Raw genomic sequence first — 17,160 nt, forward strand, 5'->3', positions numbered from 1 at the left:
TGCGATAATTACTGCATAGGCGGTTTCAGGCCTGCAAGAGGAAGCAACTATGGATTACGAATTTCTGCGCGATGTCACCGGAACCATTAAGGTGCGCATGTCGATGGGGCATGAGGCAGTTGGGCATTGGTTCAATGAAGAAGTGAAAGAGAACCTGGCTCTGCTGGACGAAGTTGAGCAGGCGGCAAAAACGGTAAAAGGCAGCGAGCGATCCTGGCAGCGTGCCGGGCATGAATACACGCTGTGGCTGGATGGCGAAGAAGTGATGGTGCGTGCCAACCAACTGGAGTTTTCCGGCGATGAGATAGAAGAGGGAATGAGCTACTACGATGAAGAGAGTCTCTCACTGTGCGGCGTGGAAGACTTTTTGCAGGTGGTCGCAGCCTATCGTCAGTTTCTGAAACAACGCTAACCGGGAGCCTCCTTGCTCCCTTCGCGCGTTACACGGCCGGGATATTTCGGCCATAGTAGATCTCGCGCATCTCTTTCCAAAGTGCTTCGGTGATCTCTTTGCGCTCTTCGGGTGTCAGATCTTCCGGCCTGGTATGGAACATATAGTGCTTCAGGTCGAACTCCTTCAGCAACATTTTGGTATGGAAGATGTTTTCCTGATAAACGTTAACGTCCACCATGTCATACAGAGATTTTATGTCATCAGACATAAAGTTCTGAATCGAATTAATCTCGTGATCGATAAAGTGCTTCATACCGTTAACGTCACGCGTAAACCCGCGAACGCGATAATCGACGGTAACAATATCGGACTCAAGCTGGTGGATCAGGTAATTCAGCGCTTTCAGCGGTGAAATCACGCCGCAAGTAGACACTTCTATGTCGGCGCGGAACGTACACAAGCCGCCTTCCGGGTGGCTTTCCGGGTAGGTATGTACGCAGATGTGGCTCTTATCCAGATGCGCCACCACTGCTTCCGGCAGCGGACCGGGGTGCTCTGTTTTGTCTATCGACTGCGGATCGACCGGTTCTTCGCTCACCAGTATGGTGACACTTGCGCCCTGCGGTTCGTAATCCTGACGGGCAATATTCAGAATATTGGCACCGATAATGTTACAGGTTTCCGTCAGGATCTCGGTCAAACGATTGGCATTATAGAGTTCATCAATGTAAGCAATATAGCCGTCACGCTCTTCTGTGGTTTTGGCGTAGCAGATGTCGTAGATACAAAAACTCAGGCTTTTGGTCAGGTTGTTAAAGCCATGTAGTTTAAGCTTTTTCAATTTTTATCACCCCCTTAGAGTCACTGTGCAGACAGCGCGTCTTGCAGATATTGTGGCAGAGCGAATGCTGCGGTATGAATCGCCGGATTGTAGTAACGGCAGGTGAGTGCGGCATTGTGGAAACGGGCGGCGATGATCTCGGTTGAAAGATGGCGCAATACCTCGTTATCCGTGGCCCAGGCGAAGGTCATAATACCGCCGTAATAGGTCGGTACTGCGGCCTGGTAGAAGCTGACGTCGCTAAAATAGTGGCGCAGCTTGCGGTGGCTACCGACGGCTTCGTCCTGTTGCAGGAAGCTGACGCCATTTTGCGCGACAAAGATCCCGCCAGCATTCAGACAGCGTTTGCAGCCTGCGTAGAACGCTGAAGTAAACAGACTCTCGCCGGGACCAATAGGATCGGTACAGTCAGAAATGATCACGTCGAACGTCTTGTCGGTCTGATTAACAAAATTGACGCCGTCATCGATCACTAACTGGAAACGCGGATCATCATACGCGCCCGCGTTGTGCTTCGGCAGATACTGGCGACAGAAAGAGACGACGCCCGCGTCGATTTCCACCATGGTGATGGTTTCGATGTTTTTGTGGCGGGTCACTTCACGCAACATTGCGCCGTCGCCGCCGCCGATGATCAGCACATGTTTTGCGTGGCCGTGCGCCAGCAGAGGAACATGGGTCATCATTTCGTGGTAGATAAATTCGTCGCGTTCAGTGGTTTGCACCACACCATCCAGTGCCATTACGCGGCCAAAGGCGGCGTTCTCGAAAATGATCAGATCCTGATGATCGGTCTTTTCGTGATAAAGCACCTTATCCACGGCGAAGTACTGACCAAAATGGTCATGCAGCGTCTCTTGCCACATCGTTTTGTCGGCCATTGGTTGCTCCTTTGTTAACACCCGCGAAACGGGGGCAACATAATAGCTAACTCTGCTCGTGGTTGCACGGTCAGAGTTTAACCATGTCGACAGCTTACTTCACGTAGGCGAGCAGGCTTAAGGAGTCGCGGGCCAGCGCTTTGCATTTTTTGGCGGTGGGAATGTCAATACCGCTCAAATCGCGGTAGCTATCTTCGCCAAGCGACTTCATATCCCATGCATCGTAGTTGCTGAGATCCCACTGGTTTTGCTGAGCGAAAAATACCAGCGCACGGCGGATCTGCCCGTTGGGTAAGTTGTTATAACCACAGTCATTTTTCAGAAAGACAAACACTGCCGTGAGATCGGCCATGTCCTCGGCTTCGGATTCGCTTAGCGCATAACTGTTCACGGAGACAGCCAGCAGGCTGCCAAGGAGTATTGTTCTGAAAAACGTCTTCATTATTTCTACCACGGTGTAACGGAATTTAAACGTTAGCACAGTCCGCATAAGGCGACGATATTTATTATCTCTTTTCTTGACCTTCCGGCAGGGGAAAGGTTTATGCTCAAAATATCGTCTGCAACAGATAAGGAAATGCCATGCAACGCCGAGATTTTTTGAAATATTCCGCCACGCTGGGCGTGCTAAGCGCACTACCGTTGTGGAGCCGCCCGCTGTTTGCCGCAGAACGTCCAGCATTGCCTATACCCCCCTTGCTCAGTCCCGATGCGCAAGGGCGTATCGCGCTGACGGTGCAATCAGGAGAAACGCTGTTTGGCACCAACAAAGCCACCACCTGGGGGTACAACGGCGCACTGTTAGGGCCAGCGTTGCAATTGCGTCAGGGGCAACAGGTGACGGTTGATATTAGTAACACCCTCGCAGAAGAGACGACCGTGCACTGGCACGGGTTGATAGTGCCTGGCGATATTGACGGTGGGCCTCAGGGAGTCATCAAAGCTGGAGGTCGTCGTTCTGTTACTTTTACACCCACGCAGCAGGCCGCGACCTGCTGGTTCCATCCGCATCAGCATGGCAAAACTGGCCATCAGGTCGCAATGGGGCTGGCGGGGCTGGTGCTAATAGAAGATGACGCTATTCGCCAGTTGCGGCTACCGACGCAGTGGGGCATTGATGATGTACCGGTCATTGTGCAGGACAAGAAGTTTACCACGCAGGGGCAGATCGATTATCAGTTAGATGTGATGAGTGCCGCAGTCGGCTGGTTCGGCGATACGCTGCTAACCAATGGTGCTATCAACCCACAACATGCCGCTCCGCGCGGCTGGCTGCGTCTGCGCTTGCTGAATGGGTGTAACGCGTGCTCGCTGAACTTCTCGACCAGTGATAAGCGCCCGTTGTATGTAGTGGCGAGCGATGGCGGTTTATTAAGTGAACCGGTTAAAGTGAGCGAACTGCCAATGTTAATGGGTGAGCGTTTTGAAGTGCTGGTGGATACGCGCGATGGTAAACCCTTTGATATTGTGACGCTGCCGGTGCAGCAGATGGGGATGACGGTCGTACCGTTCGATAAACCGCAGCCGGTATTACATATTCAACCGCTACAGATTACCGCTTCTGGTACTTTGCCGGATTCACTGGTCTCAGTGCCGGGTTTACCTGCGCTGACAGGCTTAACGCAGCGGACGTTGCAGTTATCGATGGATCCGATGCTCGACATGATGGGCATGCAGGCGCTGCAGAAGAGATATGGCGATAGCGCGATGGCCGGGATGATGATGGGGAGCGGGCAAATGGGACATGGTCAGATGATGAACATGGATCATGGGAAGATGATGAATATGGACCATGGTCAGATGAATCACGGCTCGCAGGAGTTTGATTTCCACAGTGCCAACCGCATCAACGGTAAGGCTTTCGATATGAATACGCCCGCTTTCGCGGCAAAAAAAGGGGAGGATGAGCGCTGGGTGATTTCCGGCGTGGGCGACATGATGTTGCATCCCTTCCATATTCACGGCACTCAGTTCCGTATTTTATCGGAGAACGGCAAACCACCGGTCGCACATCGTGCAGGCTGGAAAGACACCGTTAATGTCTATGGCGCGCGCAGTGAAGTGTTAGTCCGTTTTCAGCATGATGCACCGAAAGAGCATGCTTATATGGCGCACTGCCATCTGCTGGAGCATGAAGATACCGGCATGATGTTAGGGTTTACGGTGTAAAAATCCATACCTTCAAACATCCGATCTGTCGGCCAGATAAGCGGCAGCGCCATCAAGCAAAAAGCCCGGAAGCTTATAGCTTACCGGGCTTCTACAATCAGCATGCCGGATGCGTAATCTCATCCGGCATTTTCACTTACTTTGCGTCATCCGGCAGCGCATAGGCCACGATATAGTCGCCCATCTTCGTGCCGAACGAACCGTGACCGCCTGCGGAAATGACAACATATTGCTTGCCATTCACTTCATAGGTCATTGGTGTTGCCTGGCCACCGGCCGGTAACCGGCCTTGCCACAGTCTCTCACCGTTGCTCATATTGTATGCGCGCAGGTAGTTATCTGCGGTTGCAGCGATAAACAGCACGTTACCGGCAGTGGAGATTGGGCCGCCCAGCATCGGCATCCCCATATTGAACGGTACAGGAATCGGCATCGGGAACGGCATACTGTCTTGCGGCGTACCAATACGTTTTTTCCATACTACCTGGTTGGTTTTCAGATCCAGGGCAGAAATGTAGCCCCATGCCGGTTGTTTACACGGCAGACCAAACGGTGACAGGAAAGGATTCAACGTCACGCCAAATGGAACGCCATACTGCGGCTGAATACCTGATTCCGTACCAGTTCCTTTTGCATCTTTAGGCGGTTCCATCGGGTTACCGGGGCCGCGTGGGATCAGCTTCGACACAAACGGCAGCGCCATCGGGTTAGCAATGGCGACCTGACGGTCTGGATCGACAGAGATGCCGCCCCATTCGAACATACCCAGGTTACCCGGGAAGACCAGCGTGCCCTGTTCAGACGGCGGAGTGAAGATACCTTCATAGCGCAGTTGCTGGAACATCACGCGGCACACCAACTGGTCGAACATGGTGGCGCCCCACATGTCCGCGCCGCTCAGGTTTTTCTTCGGACGGAAGCTCAGATCAGAGAAAGGCTGCGTTTTGCTGACGTAATCACCTTTCGCCGCGCCTTGCGGCACTGGTTTTTCCGGTGCCGGAACAACCAACTTGCCGTTGGTACGATCCAGCACAAAGATGTTACCAGTTTTCGCTGGCGCGTAGATGACCGGAATGGTTTTGCCGTTAACGGTAATATCCGCCAGCGTCGGCTGCGACGGCATATCCATATCCCACAAATCGTGGTGAACCGTCTGGTAGCTCCACACCAGCTTGCCGGTGGTGGCATTTAGCGCCACGATTGCACTGGCGTAGCGTTCCTGATCTGGCGTGCGGTTACCGCCCCAGATATCCGGCGTGGTAACACCCATCGGCAGATAGACTAAATCCAGTTTTGCGTCATAGGCCGCAGGTGCCCAGGAGTTCGGCGAGTTAAAGGTGAAGGTATGTTCGTCCGACGGAATCGCGTTCGGATCTTTCGCGCCCGGGTCGAAGGCCCACAGCAGTTTGCCGGTGTTGACATCGAAACCACGGATAACACCAGAGGTTTCACGGGTAGAGTAGTTGTCGGTCACCGAGCCGGCAATCACGATAGTTTTATCCGTGATGATCGGCGGTGAGGTTGGCTCATACAGGCCAGGCGTGGTGTCCGGCATGTTGGTTTGCAGATTCAGGATGCCTTTGTTGGCAAAGGTTTCACACGGCTTACCGTTGTCAGCGTTGAGGGCAAACAGACGGCCATCGTTCACTGGCAGGATAATACGGCGTGGACAATCGGCGATCACCTCCGGGCTGGCATTATCGGCACGCGCTTCATGGTAAGAAACGCCGCGGCAAGTGACATGCTGGAATGATTGATTGGCATTAAGTTGCGGATCGAAATGCCACTTCTCTTTACCGGTTGCGGCATCAATGGCAAACAGACGCTGGTGCGCAGTACACAGATACAACGTGTCGCCGACTTTAATTGGCGTCACTTCATTGGTCAGTTCGCCCGGATCGGTTGGCAGCTTCAGGTCGCCAGTACGGAACACCCAGGCTTCCTTCAGGTTCTTCACGTTTTCGGCGTTGATCTGCTTCAGCGGCGAGTAACGCTGACCTTCCTGGTTGCGGCCATAGGCAGGCCAGTCGCCATCCGCTACCTGCGAAATAGGTGCGGCTGGCGTTGAATCGGCGCTCAGGGTGCCATTCACTTCTTGCGGATCGTTAAAGCCCGCCCAGGTGAGGAGCCCGCCGCTAATCAGCAGGGCAACCACCAGCGCTGCGACGGCCCCGCCGGAAGGAATAACCAGTCGCCGCCAGACAAAGGGAAGAATCAGCCAGATGCCAAAGAAGACGAGGATATCGCTTCGCGGCGTCAGCGCCCAGAAATCGAAACCGACTTCCCACACGCCCCAGATCATGGTGGCAAGCAGCAGCGCGGCATACAGCCACAGCGCAGCGCGTTTACCTTTCCACAGAAGCCAGGTGATACTCAGCATCACCAGACCGGCGATCGGGTAGTACCAGGAGCCACCAACAGCGACAAGCCAGGCGCCGCCGATTAGCAGGTACAGCCCGCAAAGCGCTGCAAACAGTGTTGTCAGCGTAATCAGAGGCCGTGACTGTTGATTTTTTGTTTCTGCCATAAAAGACACTCATCCAGATTGTTAAATTTTTGATAGCAATTAATTATAGTCATTAACAAATGTGATCGTTGTCACAAAATGCGCTTTCTTGTTCGATAGCCAATGGAAATCAATTTGCTGGTATACTTTGCATCTTAATTTTCAATACTTCGGGTAATTACCTGGGGTTGAGTGATTTACCCTTTAAATCAAATGGTTAGTAAAATGAAACACACTGTGGAAGTGATGATCCCGGAAGCGGAGATCAAAGCGCGTATCGCTGAGCTGGGTCGTCAAATCACTGAGCGTTACAAAGATAGCGGCAGCGAAATGGTGCTGGTGGGTCTGCTGCGCGGATCATTTATGTTCATGGCGGATTTGTGCCGTGAAGTGCAGGTTTCTCACGAAGTCGATTTTATGACCGCCTCCAGCTACGGCAGCGGTATGTCCACCACGCGTGATGTGAAAATCCTGAAAGATCTTGATGAAGATATTCGTGGTAAAGATGTGTTGATCGTCGAAGATATTATTGACTCCGGCAATACACTGTCGAAAGTGCGTGAAATTCTTAGCCTGCGCGAACCGAAATCGCTGGCGATCTGTACGCTGCTGGATAAACCTTCCCGCCGTGAAGTGGACGTGCCGGTGGAGTTCGTCGGCTTTGCGATTCCGGACGAGTTTGTAGTGGGCTACGGGATTGATTACGCCCAGCGCTACCGCCATCTGCCGTATGTCGGCAAAGTGGTTCTGCTGGACGAATAAAAAGTCGGGGCCACTGGCCCCGAATGATTATTTGTGGTTGTTGTGTTTCTTGCTGAGGTTGGAAACGCCCTGGCGATAACGCTGCTCCAGCAATTCGCGGTTGGTGGCGCTCACTTCCAGATCGCGCAGCAGGCCGTCGTGAATGCCGTAGGCCCAGCCGTGAATTGTCACTTTCTGACCGCGTTTCCAGGCGGATCGCATGATCGTTGAATGCCCCAAGTTGTAAACCTGTTCCATGACGTTCAGTTCGCATAGGGTATCGAAGCGGCGCTCTGCCGGTATCTCGCCGAGCAGCGAGCTATGTTTAAACCAGATATCGCGGATGTGTAGCAGCCAGTTGTCGATAAGCCCAAGCTCAGGATTTTCAACCGCCGCCTGCACGCCGCCGCAGCCGTAGTGCCCGCAGATGATGATGTGTTCGACTTCCAGCACGTCCACCGCGTACTGCACAACGGAGAGGCAGTTCAGATCGGTATGAATCACCAGGTTGGCGACATTACGGTGAACAAACAGTTCGCCAGGTTCGAGGCCGGTAAGTCGCTCGGCCGGTACGCGGGAATCGGAGCATCCAATCCAGAGGAAACGCGGTTTTTGCGCTTGTGCCAGTGTGGCAAAAAAACCGGGATCTTCTTCCACCAGCATTTTTGACCATAGTGCGTTATTGCTGATGAGTGTATCTATGTCTTTCATGGAAGTGGATGACCTGTAACGGTTGACGCGTTGCGCTAATATAGGTGAACTCTTCCTCTTTTAAAACTACACATCGAGTGTAAAAAAGGTAAGCGATATTTCATGACCATTGCACTGGAGCTTGAGCAGCTTAAAAAAACTTATCCGGGCGGCGTTCAGGCGCTGCGCGGTATTGACCTGAAAGTAGAAGCCGGGGATTTCTATGCACTTCTTGGGCCAAATGGCGCAGGGAAATCCACTACCATCGGCATCATCAGTTCTCTGGTCAATAAAACGTCTGGACGCGTCAGTGTCTTTGGCTATGACCTGGAAAAAGACGTGGTCAACGCCAAACGCCAGCTGGGGCTGGTCCCGCAGGAGTTTAACTTTAACCCGTTTGAAACCGTCCAGCAGATCGTGGTGAACCAGGCGGGCTACTACGGTGTGGATCGCAAAGAAGCGCTGGTGCGCAGCGAAAAATACCTGAACCAGCTCGATTTGTGGGAAAAACGCAATGAACGCGCGCGGATGCTCTCCGGCGGTATGAAGCGTCGCCTGATGATCGCCCGCGCACTGATGCATGAACCGAAACTGCTGATTCTCGATGAGCCGACGGCAGGCGTGGATATTGAACTGCGTCGTTCCATGTGGGGCTTTCTGAAAGATCTGAACGATAAAGGCACCACCATTATCCTCACCACCCACTATCTGGAAGAGGCGGAGATGCTGTGCCGCAATATCGGCATCATTCAGCGCGGTGATTTGATCGAAAACACCTCGATGAAAGCGCTGCTCTCCAAACTGAAATCGGAAACTTTTATTCTCGATTTGGCGCCGAAGAGCCCGTTGCCGAAGCTGGATGGGTACCAGTACCGTCTGGTGGATACTTCCACGCTGGAAGTCGAAGTGCTGCGCGAGCAGGGGGTGAACAGCGTCTTCAGTCAGCTCAGCGCACAGGGGATACAGGTGCTGAGTATGCGTAACAAAGCCAACCGTCTCGAAGAGTTGTTTGTCACGCTGGTTCATGACAGAAAAGGAGAACTCGCATGATGCAGCTCTATTGGGTGGCTCTGAAGAGTATTTGGTACAAAGAGATCCAGCGTTTCATGCGGATCTGGGTGCAAACGCTGGTGCCGCCAGTGATCACCATGACGCTCTATTTTATTATTTTCGGCAATCTGATCGGTTCGCGGATTGGTGAAATGCACGGTTTCACCTACATGCAGTTTATTGTGCCGGGGCTTATCATGATGGCGGTGATCACCAATGCTTATGCCAACGTCGCATCGTCGTTCTTCAGCGCCAAGTTTCAGCGCAATATTGAAGAACTGCTGGTCGCGCCGGTTCCGACACATGTGATTATTGCAGGCTATGTTGGCGGCGGTGTGGCGCGCGGGCTGTGTGTCGGTATTCTGGTTACTGCTGTTTCGCTGTTTTTCGTGCCGTTTCAGGTGCATTCATGGCTGTTTGTCGGTTTAACGCTGTTGCTGACCGCTGTGCTGTTTTCGCTGGCGGGTCTGCTGAATGCGGTGTTTGCCAAAACCTTTGACGACATCAGCCTGATCCCAACCTTTGTGCTGACACCGTTGACCTATCTGGGTGGGGTATTTTACTCCCTGACGCTGCTGCCACCGTTCTGGCAGGCGCTGTCACACCTGAACCCGATAGTCTATATGATTAGCGGCTTCCGTTTTGGCTTCCTCGGCATTACCGACGTTCCGCTGTTCACCACTGTTGCCGTGCTGGTGGTATTTATCATCGCTTTCTATTTGATTTGCTGGTACTTGATTGATCGCGGCCGCGGGCTACGCAGTTAATCTCTTCGGGCTGGCTCTCCTGCACAAGAGAGCCAGCTTGTCTTAACGGGCTATTTTTTGTTTTATTCCGGCCTTTGAATATGTGTAGTTTTGTTACACTAATGACAGTCTCTCAACCCGGTTCGTCTCATGTCGCGCTTGATTACCCTTCTGCTGCTGCTGATTACCTGTAGCACTTCTGCCAGCATTGTCAGTGAACAGCGCATTCCTGCACACTATATGCAAACCACCGAAGATGCCAATATCTGGGCGCAGGTCGGCGACAAAGTGGTGACGGTCGGAAATATTCGCGCCGGGCAAATTCTGGCGGTAGTGCCGGGCGCAGAGGATTACTATGCCTTTCGCTTCGGCTTTGGCAGCGGATTTATCGATAAAGGCCATCTGAGCGAGGTGAAAGGTAATCAGCGCGTTGAGGACAGCCTTGGCGATCTTGATAAGCCGCTGAGTAACCAGAATTTGGTCACGTGGCAGGATACGCCGCTATATACGGCACCGGATAACCGCAGCGAACAGTTTGGTACGCTGGCGGAAAATCTGCGTTATCCGATTATTGATAAACTGAAAGATCGCCTGAATCAGACCTGGTTCCAGATCCGCATCGGCAACCGACTGGCCTGGGTAAGCAGCCTGGATGCACAGGAAGACAGTGGTATTCCTGTGCTGACCTACCATCACATTCTGCGCGACGAGGAAAATATCCGTTTTCGCCATACCTCCACTACCACGTCGGTGCGCGCTTTTACTAACCAGATGAACTGGCTACGTGATCAAAGATATACCACGTTGTCGATGTATCAGCTGGAAGGCTATGTGCGTAACCGGATGAACCTGCCCGCACGTTCGGTGGTGATCACCTTTGATGACGGCCTGAAATCGGTCAACCGTTATGCTTATCCGATCCTGCGCGAATACGGTTTTAAAGCGACAGCATTTATTATCTCATCGCGCATCAAACTGAAGCCGCAGAAATGGGATCCAAAGTCGTTACAGTTTATGAGTGTGTCGGAACTGAACAGCATGCACGACGTGTTTGACGTGCAGTCGCATACGCACTTCCTGCATCGGGTGGATGATGGTATGCACCCGATATTGCTCAGCCGTAATTACCACAACATTCTGTTTGATTTTAAACGCTCCCGCCGGGCGCTGGCGCAGTTCAACCCGCATGTGCTCTATCTTTCATACCCGTTTGGCAGTTATAACGACATCGCGATAAAAGCGGCCGATGACGCTGGTTTTCATCTGGCGGTAACGACCGTACGCGGGAAAGTGAAGCCGGGCGATAACCCATTCTTGCTGAAGCGTTTGTATGTGCTAAGAACGGATTCGCTGGAAACGATGGCGCGGCTGATCAGTAACCAGCCGCAAGGGTAGGGGAATCAGGCAACCTGAACCGGCACGGCTTTCGCAGTGCGTTTCATTTCGTTGTCGCCGTCAAAATAGGCCACTTTCGGCTGCCAGCTACGGGCAACCTCATCCGGTACAGTAACGTAGCTGGCAATAATCAGTATATCGCCCACATCAGCGCAGTGCGCCGCTGCGCCGTTAACCGAAATAATTCTGGAACCGCGTTCCCCGGCAATCGCGTAGGTTGAGAAGCGTTTGCCGTTGGTCACGTTATAGATATCGATGGCTTCATATTCGAGAATACCAGCCGCCTCAAGGAAATCCTGGTCAATGGCGCAGGAGCCTTCATAGTGCAGGTCGGCCTGTGTCACTTTGACGCGGTGGAGCTTGCCTTGCAGCATTGTGCGAATCATGAGTTAAACCTTCATTACGGATAAGTCAGCTAAAAATGAGGGGCGGCATCCTGCATTTCCCCCGCATGCTCATTTCACTTCACTCCCGCAGACCGTAAAAGCCTTAACGAGAATGGAGTCTCTGGCGAAATTTTTACCCTGCCTGGTGGGCAAGTTCAACCACTTTATTGTCGATAAGGCGCGCCTGGCCGAGCCATGCCGCCATTAAAATCACTGCCCGCTGGCTTTTGGCTGAGAGCGCTTCCAGCGTGTCGGCGTCGCGGATTTGAATATCGTCAGCGCGCAGACCCGCATCGTTGATTTCCTGGGCTGCAATGGCGATCAGCTCTTCTTCGTCGCTTTCGCCTGCCTGCAATTTCTCTGCAAGGGCATTCATCACTTTGCTCAGTGCCGGAGCTATTTTACGCTCGTCAGCGGTGAGATAGCCGTTACGTGAACTCAGTGCCAGACCATCTTTCGCACGCACCGTCGGTACGCCGACGATCTCAATGTCATAGCCCATATCGGCAACCATTTTGCGGATCAGTTGCAACTGTTGGTAATCCTTCTCACCGAAGCAGGCGATATCCGGCTGTATCAGATTAAACAACTTACTGACGATGGTGGAAACGCCACGGAAATGCCCCGGACGGCTGGCACCCTCCAGCATGGTGGAGAGTCCCGGTACGTCAACATAGGTTTGACCTTCGGTGCCCTGCGGGTAGATATCGGCAGGTGCAGGCGCAAAGACAAAATCCACCTTGCGCTTGTTCAGCTTCTCGCAATCATCCTGCAAGGTCCGCGGGTAACGCACCAGGTCGTCCGGGCGGTCGAATTGCATCGGGTTAACAAAAATGCTCACTACTACCACGTCGGCGCGGGCTTTCGCTTCATCGACCAGCTTCATATGGCCATCGTGCAGGTTACCCATGGTCGGGACCAGTGCAATGCGTTTCCCTTCCTGATGTAGTCGGCGAATATGCTGACGCAGCAGCGGGAGGGTTTCAATAATCAACACAACAGGACTCCTTAATGGAAACTGTGTTCTTCGCCCGGATAGATACCGGACTCGACTTCGGCAACATACTGCCTGACCGCTGCGCGCATGTCGCCTGCTTCATTGAGGAAATTTTTAGCAAATTTAGGAATATGGCCGCCAGTGATACCAAAAGCGTCATGCATAACCAGAATCTGCCCGTCGGTAACATTGCCTGCGCCAATGCCAATCACCGGAATGGTTAATGCGGCGGTAATGCGCTGCGCCAGCTCAACCGGCACACACTCCAGCACCAGCAGTTGCGCTCCTGCGGCTTCCAGCGCCAGCGCATCGTCAAGCAGTCCCTGAGCCGCGTCGCCGCGACCCTGAACTTTGTAGCCGCCGAAAATATTAACGGATTGCGGCGTCAGGCCGAGATGGCCGCACACCGGCACCGCGCGTTCGGTGAGCATTTTTACCGTCGGTGCCAGCCAACGACCGCCTTCGATTTTCACCATATTGGCGCCTGCGCGCATTACGATGGCGGAATTCTCAAAGGCCTGTTCTGGTGTGGCATACGCCATAAACGGCAGATCGGCGAGTAGCAGACATGCCGGAGCACCACGGCGTACCGCTTGTGTGTGATAAGCGATATCTGCCACGGTAACGGGCAGGGTGGAGTCATGACCTTGTACCGTCATCCCTAACGAATCGCCAACCAACATCACGTTGATCCCTTCTTCGGCAAACAGTTTGGCGAAGCTGTAATCGTAAGCGGTGATTGTCGCGAAGCGTTTCTTATCCTGTTTACACTTATGCAGCCAGGAGATGGTGGTAGGTTTCATAGTATTTCCTGATAGTTCAAAGCGTGTTTTGGCGCATTCTATCAGTAACACTCAGGTGGGCAATGATTTTAGGCCATCCCAAAGAGGCGGCAGGAGAAAATTACCAGGCGTCGGGTTTTGGCGCGTTGAGCTGTTCCAGCGTGGCGCGCAACGAAGTGCCATCCGGGAAGTGCAGATCGGGGGCGATTTCAAACAGCGGCCACAGCATAAAGCCTCGGTTTTTCATATCGTAATGTGGAACAGTCAGGCGCTGCGTATTCAGTGTTAAGGCACCAAACAGCATGATATCGAGATCGAGTGTGCGTGGCCCCCAGCGCTCCGCTTTACGTACGCGGCCCTGTTGCAACTCAATCCGTTGGGTGTGATCGAGCAGCGCTTCCGGCGCAAGCGTTGTTTCCAGCGCCACAGCCGCATTGAGATAATCCGGTTGATCCGGCGGCCCGAGCGGGGGAGTGCGATAGAGCGAAGAGACCGCCACAATGCGGCTTTGCGGGATTTCGCCGAGGGCGGCAATCGCCGCGTTAACTTGATCAAGCGGCGATGCGAGATTGCTGCCCAGCGCGATGTAAGCGAGGGTCACGCACTGCCCTCACGGCGCGGCGTACGTTTGCGAGGACGACGGTGACGGCGGCGTTCGGCTGGCTCTTCGCCTAAATCATCCAGCATATCTTTTTGTGTGGGCGGCGCAGAAACCTGGAATTCGCCCCACCATTTCGCCAGACGTTGCAGCTCGCCGTTGTTTTCCGCTTCGGCGCGCAGCGCCAGCAGATCGTAAGCGGCGCGGAATTTTGGATGCTCCATCAGCTTCCAGGCGCGTTTGCCCTGGCGACGAGACATGCGCAACTGAAGCTGCCAGATATCACGGATAAGCGCCGTAATGCGTTTGGGAATGGCCAGCGAACGGCAGGCTTCATCCAGCACATCATTCATCGCCAGCGCGAACGCATCGTAATAGGCAAACCCGCCTTCCTGTGCAATGCGCTGCGCATCCTCCAGCAGCGGATACCAGAACATAGCGGCAAACAGGAACGCCGGGTTGACGCGCATATCATTGTGGATACGGTTGTCGGTATTCTTCAGCACCTGATCAATAATGCACTCCATCGGGCTATCACCTTTTTCGGTGAAGTAGCGGGTGATGGTCGGGAACAGGGGCTGGAACAGGCCATATTCGCGCAGCAAGCGGTAGGTGTCGTAACCATAGCCCGCCTGCAATAGCTTGAGAGATTCCTCAAACAGACGCGCGGGCGGAACATCGTTAATTAATGTGGCAAGACGCGGGATCGGCTCGGACGTCTCTTCGCTGATGCGCATCCCCAGCTTGGCGGCGAAGCGCACCGCGCGCAGCATGCGCACAGGATCTTCACGATAGCGGGTTTCCGGGGTGCCAATCAGGCGAATCACGCCCTCTTCCAGATCGCGCATACCACCGACGTAATCGCGCACGGTAAAATCGGCAACGCTGTAATAAAGGCTATTAATGGTGAAGTCGCGACGCTGGGCATCTTCTTCGATGGAACCGAAGATATTGTCGCGCAGCAGCATGCCGTTCTGGCCGCGCTGGGAAATAGAGCGATCGGTTTGCTGTTCGTCGTGGTGTCCACGGAAGGTGGCGACTTCAATGATTTCTGGGCCAAACATAACGTGTGCAAGACGGAAACGGCGGCCGACCAGCCGGCAGTTGCGGAACAGTTTGCGTACCTGATCCGGCGTGGCGCTGGTTGTGACGTCAAAATCTTTTGGTTTTTTGCCCAGCAATAAATCGCGCACGCCGCCGCCTACCAGGTAAGCGTCGTAGCCCGCTTTATTCAGACGATAGAGCACCTTGAGCGCATTTTCACTGATATCTTTGCGGGAAATAGCGTGCTGCTCACGCGGAATAACCGTCATCTGCGGTTGAGCCAGCGCCTCGACGGCGATGCTCTCTTCGCGGCTTAGCACCTTGCGGCAAAAATTAGCGACTCGGGTAAAAATAGTACACCTCGGTAGTGTCAAACGTCAGGACAAAAAAATAGCGGCTAATCATAGCTCAGCGCGACGCATTTGAGAATGATGTATTAACATCTGCCCCTCTGGCACGCGGGAAAGTGACCAATTTTCGACCGCCCGGTTCAGCAACGCTTCGCTGCTGAGATCCTGCCACTCATTTGTTACATCCTGGTTCAGAAATTGTAAAGCCCTGATTATTATGGGGCGAGGATCGCCGCCAGACAAGGCAGGGGCATGGTTTTGCTTGGAGAGCTTATTCCCTTGCTCGTTAAGCGCCAGCGGTAGATGAATATACCCTGGAACAGGCCAGCCAAGCTGCTGGTAGAGCGATATTTGCCGTACAGTCGGTTCAATCAGATCCGCGCCGCGAACGATCTCCGTTACGCCCTGGAAATGATCGTCAACCACGACGGCCAGGTTGTAAGCGAATAACCCATCACGACGATGAATAATGAAATCTTCCCGCGCCAGTTTTTCATTGGCCATAATGCGGCCACGTAACCGATCGTCAAAATGTAGCACCGGCTGATGTTGCAATAGACGTAGTGCAGCATTTTCCGGGCCGTTGTGGCGGGTGCGGCAATAACCATCATAGATGCCGCCGATACTCTGGATACGCGCGCGGGTGCAGGTACAGAAGTAACTTAAACCGTCACGTTGCAAAGTGGCGAGCACTTCACGGTAGGCATCATATCGTTGCGATTGCCACAACACCTCACCGTCCCAGAGCAGACCATAGTGTTCTAGCTGACGCAAAATCGTCGCTGCTGCGCCGGGAACCTCACGAGGGGGATCAATATCTTCGATACGGACGAGCCAGACGCCCTGATTGGCGCGGGCTTGTAGGTAGCTGCCAAGTGCAGCAATCAATGAACCAAAGTGCAGTTCACCGGAAGGAGATGGCGCAAAGCGCCCAATATAGTGTGATTCAGGCATATCGACAGGCAAAAGAATATAGGGCGGGAGTCACTCCCGCCGTATAAGACGCATCACGCCTAAGCGATGCGTCGTCAGTGATAGCGGGGTATTAACCCGCCATCTGTTTTTCGCGGATTTCCGCCAGCGTTTTACAGTCGATACACAGATCGGCGGTCGGACGCGCTTCCAGACGACGGATACCAATTTCCACGCCGCAGGATTCACAGAAGCCGAAATCTTCGTCTTCTACTTTTTTCAACGTCTTCTCGATCTTTTTAATCAGCTTGCGCTCGCGATCGCGGTTACGCAGTTCGAGGCTGAACTCTTCTTCCTGAGCGGCACGGTCAACCGGATCCGGGAAGTTAGCAGCTTCGTCCTGCATATGCGTAACGGTGCGATCGACTTCATCCCTGAGTTGATTACGCCATGCTTCAAGAATTCGCTTGAAGTGCGCCAGCTGGGCTTCGTTCATATACTCTTCGCCTGGTTTCTCTTGATACGGCTCCACCCCAGCGATGGCGAGAATACTCAGGGACGATGTTTTACGGTTTTGCCCTTCTTGCATGTTGCTTCTCCTTAACACGCACTATCGATCCCCGTGTCGGGGAAAAATCAGGCCGCTATAAATAACAGATGCTTTTACAGATGGCAAAT

At 53.4% G+C, this 17,160-nt stretch carries 18 protein-coding genes; 6 read left to right on the forward strand and 12 right to left on the reverse strand.

The window, feature by feature from the left end; translation table 11 throughout:
• The first annotated feature begins 49 nt into the window (after nt 1–49).
• Nucleotides 50–412, forward strand: coding sequence for a protein YacL (gene yacL / locus GA0061070_RS00960; protein ID WP_090132865.1), 363 nt, complete (start codon nt 50–52; stop codon nt 410–412).
• A 28-nt stretch (nt 413–440) separates the two neighbouring features.
• On the opposite strand, the gene speD is transcribed toward yacL, so the two are convergent.
• From speD to GA0061070_RS00975, 3 genes are all read right to left on the reverse strand, one after another.
• On the reverse strand, nt 441–1,235 hold the full coding sequence (speD, locus tag GA0061070_RS00965) for an adenosylmethionine decarboxylase (RefSeq protein WP_090132867.1): 795 nt from the start codon (nt 1,233–1,235) through the stop codon (nt 441–443).
• Between the two features lie 20 nt (nt 1,236–1,255).
• Complete coding sequence (speE, locus tag GA0061070_RS00970) at nt 1,256–2,116, reverse strand: polyamine aminopropyltransferase (protein WP_090132869.1); 861 nt, start codon at nt 2,114–2,116, stop codon at nt 1,256–1,258.
• Nucleotides 2,117–2,210: 94 nt separating this feature from the next.
• Nucleotides 2,211–2,558, reverse strand: a complete 348-nt coding sequence (locus tag GA0061070_RS00975; protein ID WP_090132996.1) for a YacC family pilotin-like protein — start codon at nt 2,556–2,558, stop codon at nt 2,211–2,213.
• Nucleotides 2,559–2,698: 140 nt separating this feature from the next.
• On the opposite strand from GA0061070_RS00975, the gene cueO reads away from it, so the two are divergent.
• Entirely contained in the window at nt 2,699–4,285 is a 1,587-nt protein-coding gene (cueO, locus tag GA0061070_RS00980) for a multicopper oxidase CueO (RefSeq protein WP_090132871.1), read from the forward strand.
• Nucleotides 4,286–4,421: 136 nt separating this feature from the next.
• Here the strand turns inward: cueO and GA0061070_RS00985 are convergent, their stop codons facing one another.
• Nucleotides 4,422–6,812 carry a glucose/quinate/shikimate family membrane-bound PQQ-dependent dehydrogenase gene (locus tag GA0061070_RS00985; RefSeq protein ID WP_090132872.1) on the reverse strand — a complete coding sequence of 797 codons (2,391 nt, stop codon included), beginning with the start codon at nt 6,810–6,812 and terminating at the stop codon, nt 4,422–4,424.
• Between the two features lie 204 nt (nt 6,813–7,016).
• Here GA0061070_RS00985 and hpt point away from each other — a divergent pair, with 204 nt between their 5' ends.
• On the forward strand, nt 7,017–7,553 hold the full coding sequence (gene hpt / locus GA0061070_RS00990; RefSeq protein WP_051643997.1) for a hypoxanthine phosphoribosyltransferase: 537 nt from the start codon (nt 7,017–7,019) through the stop codon (nt 7,551–7,553).
• A 27-nt stretch (nt 7,554–7,580) separates the two neighbouring features.
• Here the strand turns inward: hpt and can are convergent, their stop codons facing one another.
• A complete protein-coding gene (gene can / locus GA0061070_RS00995) occupies nt 7,581–8,243 on the reverse strand; it encodes a carbonate dehydratase (RefSeq protein WP_090132874.1) in 663 nt (220 codons plus the stop codon).
• Nucleotides 8,244–8,345: 102 nt separating this feature from the next.
• Here can and GA0061070_RS01000 point away from each other — a divergent pair, with 102 nt between their 5' ends.
• The 3 genes from GA0061070_RS01000 (at nt 8,346) to GA0061070_RS01010 (ending at nt 11,413) form a co-directional block, all read left to right on the forward strand.
• Nucleotides 8,346–9,272, forward strand: a complete 927-nt coding sequence (locus GA0061070_RS01000; RefSeq protein WP_090132876.1) for an ABC transporter ATP-binding protein — start codon at nt 8,346–8,348, stop codon at nt 9,270–9,272.
• The gene (locus GA0061070_RS01005) at nt 9,269–10,039 is read left to right on the forward strand and encodes an ABC transporter permease (RefSeq protein ID WP_090132878.1); all 771 of its coding nucleotides are present in this window, start codon (nt 9,269–9,271) and stop codon (nt 10,037–10,039) included. The genes GA0061070_RS01000 and GA0061070_RS01005 overlap by 4 nt, the downstream gene beginning before the upstream one ends.
• A 129-nt stretch (nt 10,040–10,168) precedes the next feature.
• Nucleotides 10,169–11,413, forward strand: coding sequence for a polysaccharide deacetylase family protein (locus GA0061070_RS01010; RefSeq protein ID WP_090132880.1), 1,245 nt, complete (start codon nt 10,169–10,171; stop codon nt 11,411–11,413).
• A gap of 5 nt (nt 11,414–11,418) precedes the next feature.
• Here the strand turns inward: GA0061070_RS01010 and panD are convergent, their stop codons facing one another.
• The 7 genes from panD to dksA form a co-directional block, all read right to left on the reverse strand.
• Nucleotides 11,419–11,799, reverse strand: a complete 381-nt coding sequence (gene panD, locus GA0061070_RS01015; RefSeq protein ID WP_020456583.1) for an aspartate 1-decarboxylase — start codon at nt 11,797–11,799, stop codon at nt 11,419–11,421.
• Between the two features lie 133 nt (nt 11,800–11,932).
• Nucleotides 11,933–12,796, reverse strand: coding sequence for a pantoate--beta-alanine ligase (gene panC / locus GA0061070_RS01020; RefSeq protein ID WP_090132881.1), 864 nt, complete (start codon nt 12,794–12,796; stop codon nt 11,933–11,935).
• A gap of 11 nt (nt 12,797–12,807) precedes the next feature.
• Nucleotides 12,808–13,599, reverse strand: a complete 792-nt coding sequence (panB, locus tag GA0061070_RS01025) for a 3-methyl-2-oxobutanoate hydroxymethyltransferase (RefSeq protein ID WP_090132883.1) — start codon at nt 13,597–13,599, stop codon at nt 12,808–12,810.
• A 100-nt stretch (nt 13,600–13,699) separates the two neighbouring features.
• Nucleotides 13,700–14,179 carry a 2-amino-4-hydroxy-6-hydroxymethyldihydropteridine diphosphokinase gene (gene folK / locus GA0061070_RS01030; RefSeq protein ID WP_090132885.1) on the reverse strand — a complete coding sequence of 160 codons (480 nt, stop codon included), beginning with the start codon at nt 14,177–14,179 and terminating at the stop codon, nt 13,700–13,702.
• Complete coding sequence (gene pcnB / locus GA0061070_RS01035) at nt 14,176–15,573, reverse strand: polynucleotide adenylyltransferase PcnB (RefSeq protein ID WP_208598142.1); 1,398 nt, start codon at nt 15,571–15,573, stop codon at nt 14,176–14,178. The genes folK and pcnB overlap by 4 nt, the downstream gene beginning before the upstream one ends.
• 48 nt (nt 15,574–15,621) lie before the next feature.
• The gene (gene gluQRS / locus GA0061070_RS01040; RefSeq protein ID WP_139109717.1) at nt 15,622–16,524 is read right to left on the reverse strand and encodes a tRNA glutamyl-Q(34) synthetase GluQRS; all 903 of its coding nucleotides are present in this window, start codon (nt 16,522–16,524) and stop codon (nt 15,622–15,624) included.
• A 91-nt stretch (nt 16,525–16,615) separates the two neighbouring features.
• Nucleotides 16,616–17,071: an RNA polymerase-binding protein DksA gene (gene dksA, locus GA0061070_RS01045; RefSeq protein WP_007373199.1), complete on the reverse strand. Its 456-nt coding sequence runs from the start codon at nt 17,069–17,071 to the stop codon at nt 16,616–16,618.
• Between the last annotated feature and the right edge of the window lie 89 nt (nt 17,072–17,160).

This window comes from Kosakonia oryziphila (assembly GCF_900094795.1).
GTDB lineage: Bacteria > Pseudomonadota > Gammaproteobacteria > Enterobacterales > Enterobacteriaceae > Kosakonia > Kosakonia oryziphila.

Excerpts from the sequence above, each read along its gene's own strand:
- yacL (WP_090132865.1), top strand. The coding sequence starts at position 50 with ATGGATTACGAATTTCTGCGCGATGTCACCGGAACCATTAAGGTGCGC.
- speE (WP_090132869.1), bottom strand. The coding sequence starts at position 2,116 with ATGGCCGACAAAACGATGTGGCAAGAGACGCTGCATGACCATTTTGGT.
- GA0061070_RS00975 (WP_090132996.1), bottom strand. The coding sequence starts at position 2,558 with ATGAAGACGTTTTTCAGAACAATACTCCTTGGCAGCCTGCTGGCTGTC.
- cueO (WP_090132871.1), top strand. The coding sequence starts at position 2,699 with ATGCAACGCCGAGATTTTTTGAAATATTCCGCCACGCTGGGCGTGCTA.
- GA0061070_RS00985 (WP_090132872.1), bottom strand. The coding sequence starts at position 6,812 with ATGGCAGAAACAAAAAATCAACAGTCACGGCCTCTGATTACGCTGACA.
- hpt (WP_051643997.1), top strand. The coding sequence starts at position 7,017 with ATGAAACACACTGTGGAAGTGATGATCCCGGAAGCGGAGATCAAAGCG.
- can (WP_090132874.1), bottom strand. The coding sequence starts at position 8,243 with ATGAAAGACATAGATACACTCATCAGCAATAACGCACTATGGTCAAAA.
- GA0061070_RS01000 (WP_090132876.1), top strand. The coding sequence starts at position 8,346 with ATGACCATTGCACTGGAGCTTGAGCAGCTTAAAAAAACTTATCCGGGC.
- GA0061070_RS01005 (WP_090132878.1), top strand. The coding sequence starts at position 9,269 with ATGATGCAGCTCTATTGGGTGGCTCTGAAGAGTATTTGGTACAAAGAG.
- GA0061070_RS01010 (WP_090132880.1), top strand. The coding sequence starts at position 10,169 with ATGTCGCGCTTGATTACCCTTCTGCTGCTGCTGATTACCTGTAGCACT.
- panD (WP_020456583.1), bottom strand. The coding sequence starts at position 11,799 with ATGATTCGCACAATGCTGCAAGGCAAGCTCCACCGCGTCAAAGTGACA.
- panB (WP_090132883.1), bottom strand. The coding sequence starts at position 13,599 with ATGAAACCTACCACCATCTCCTGGCTGCATAAGTGTAAACAGGATAAG.
- gluQRS (WP_139109717.1), bottom strand. The coding sequence starts at position 16,524 with ATGCCTGAATCACACTATATTGGGCGCTTTGCGCCATCTCCTTCCGGT.
- dksA (WP_007373199.1), bottom strand. The coding sequence starts at position 17,071 with ATGCAAGAAGGGCAAAACCGTAAAACATCGTCCCTGAGTATTCTCGCC.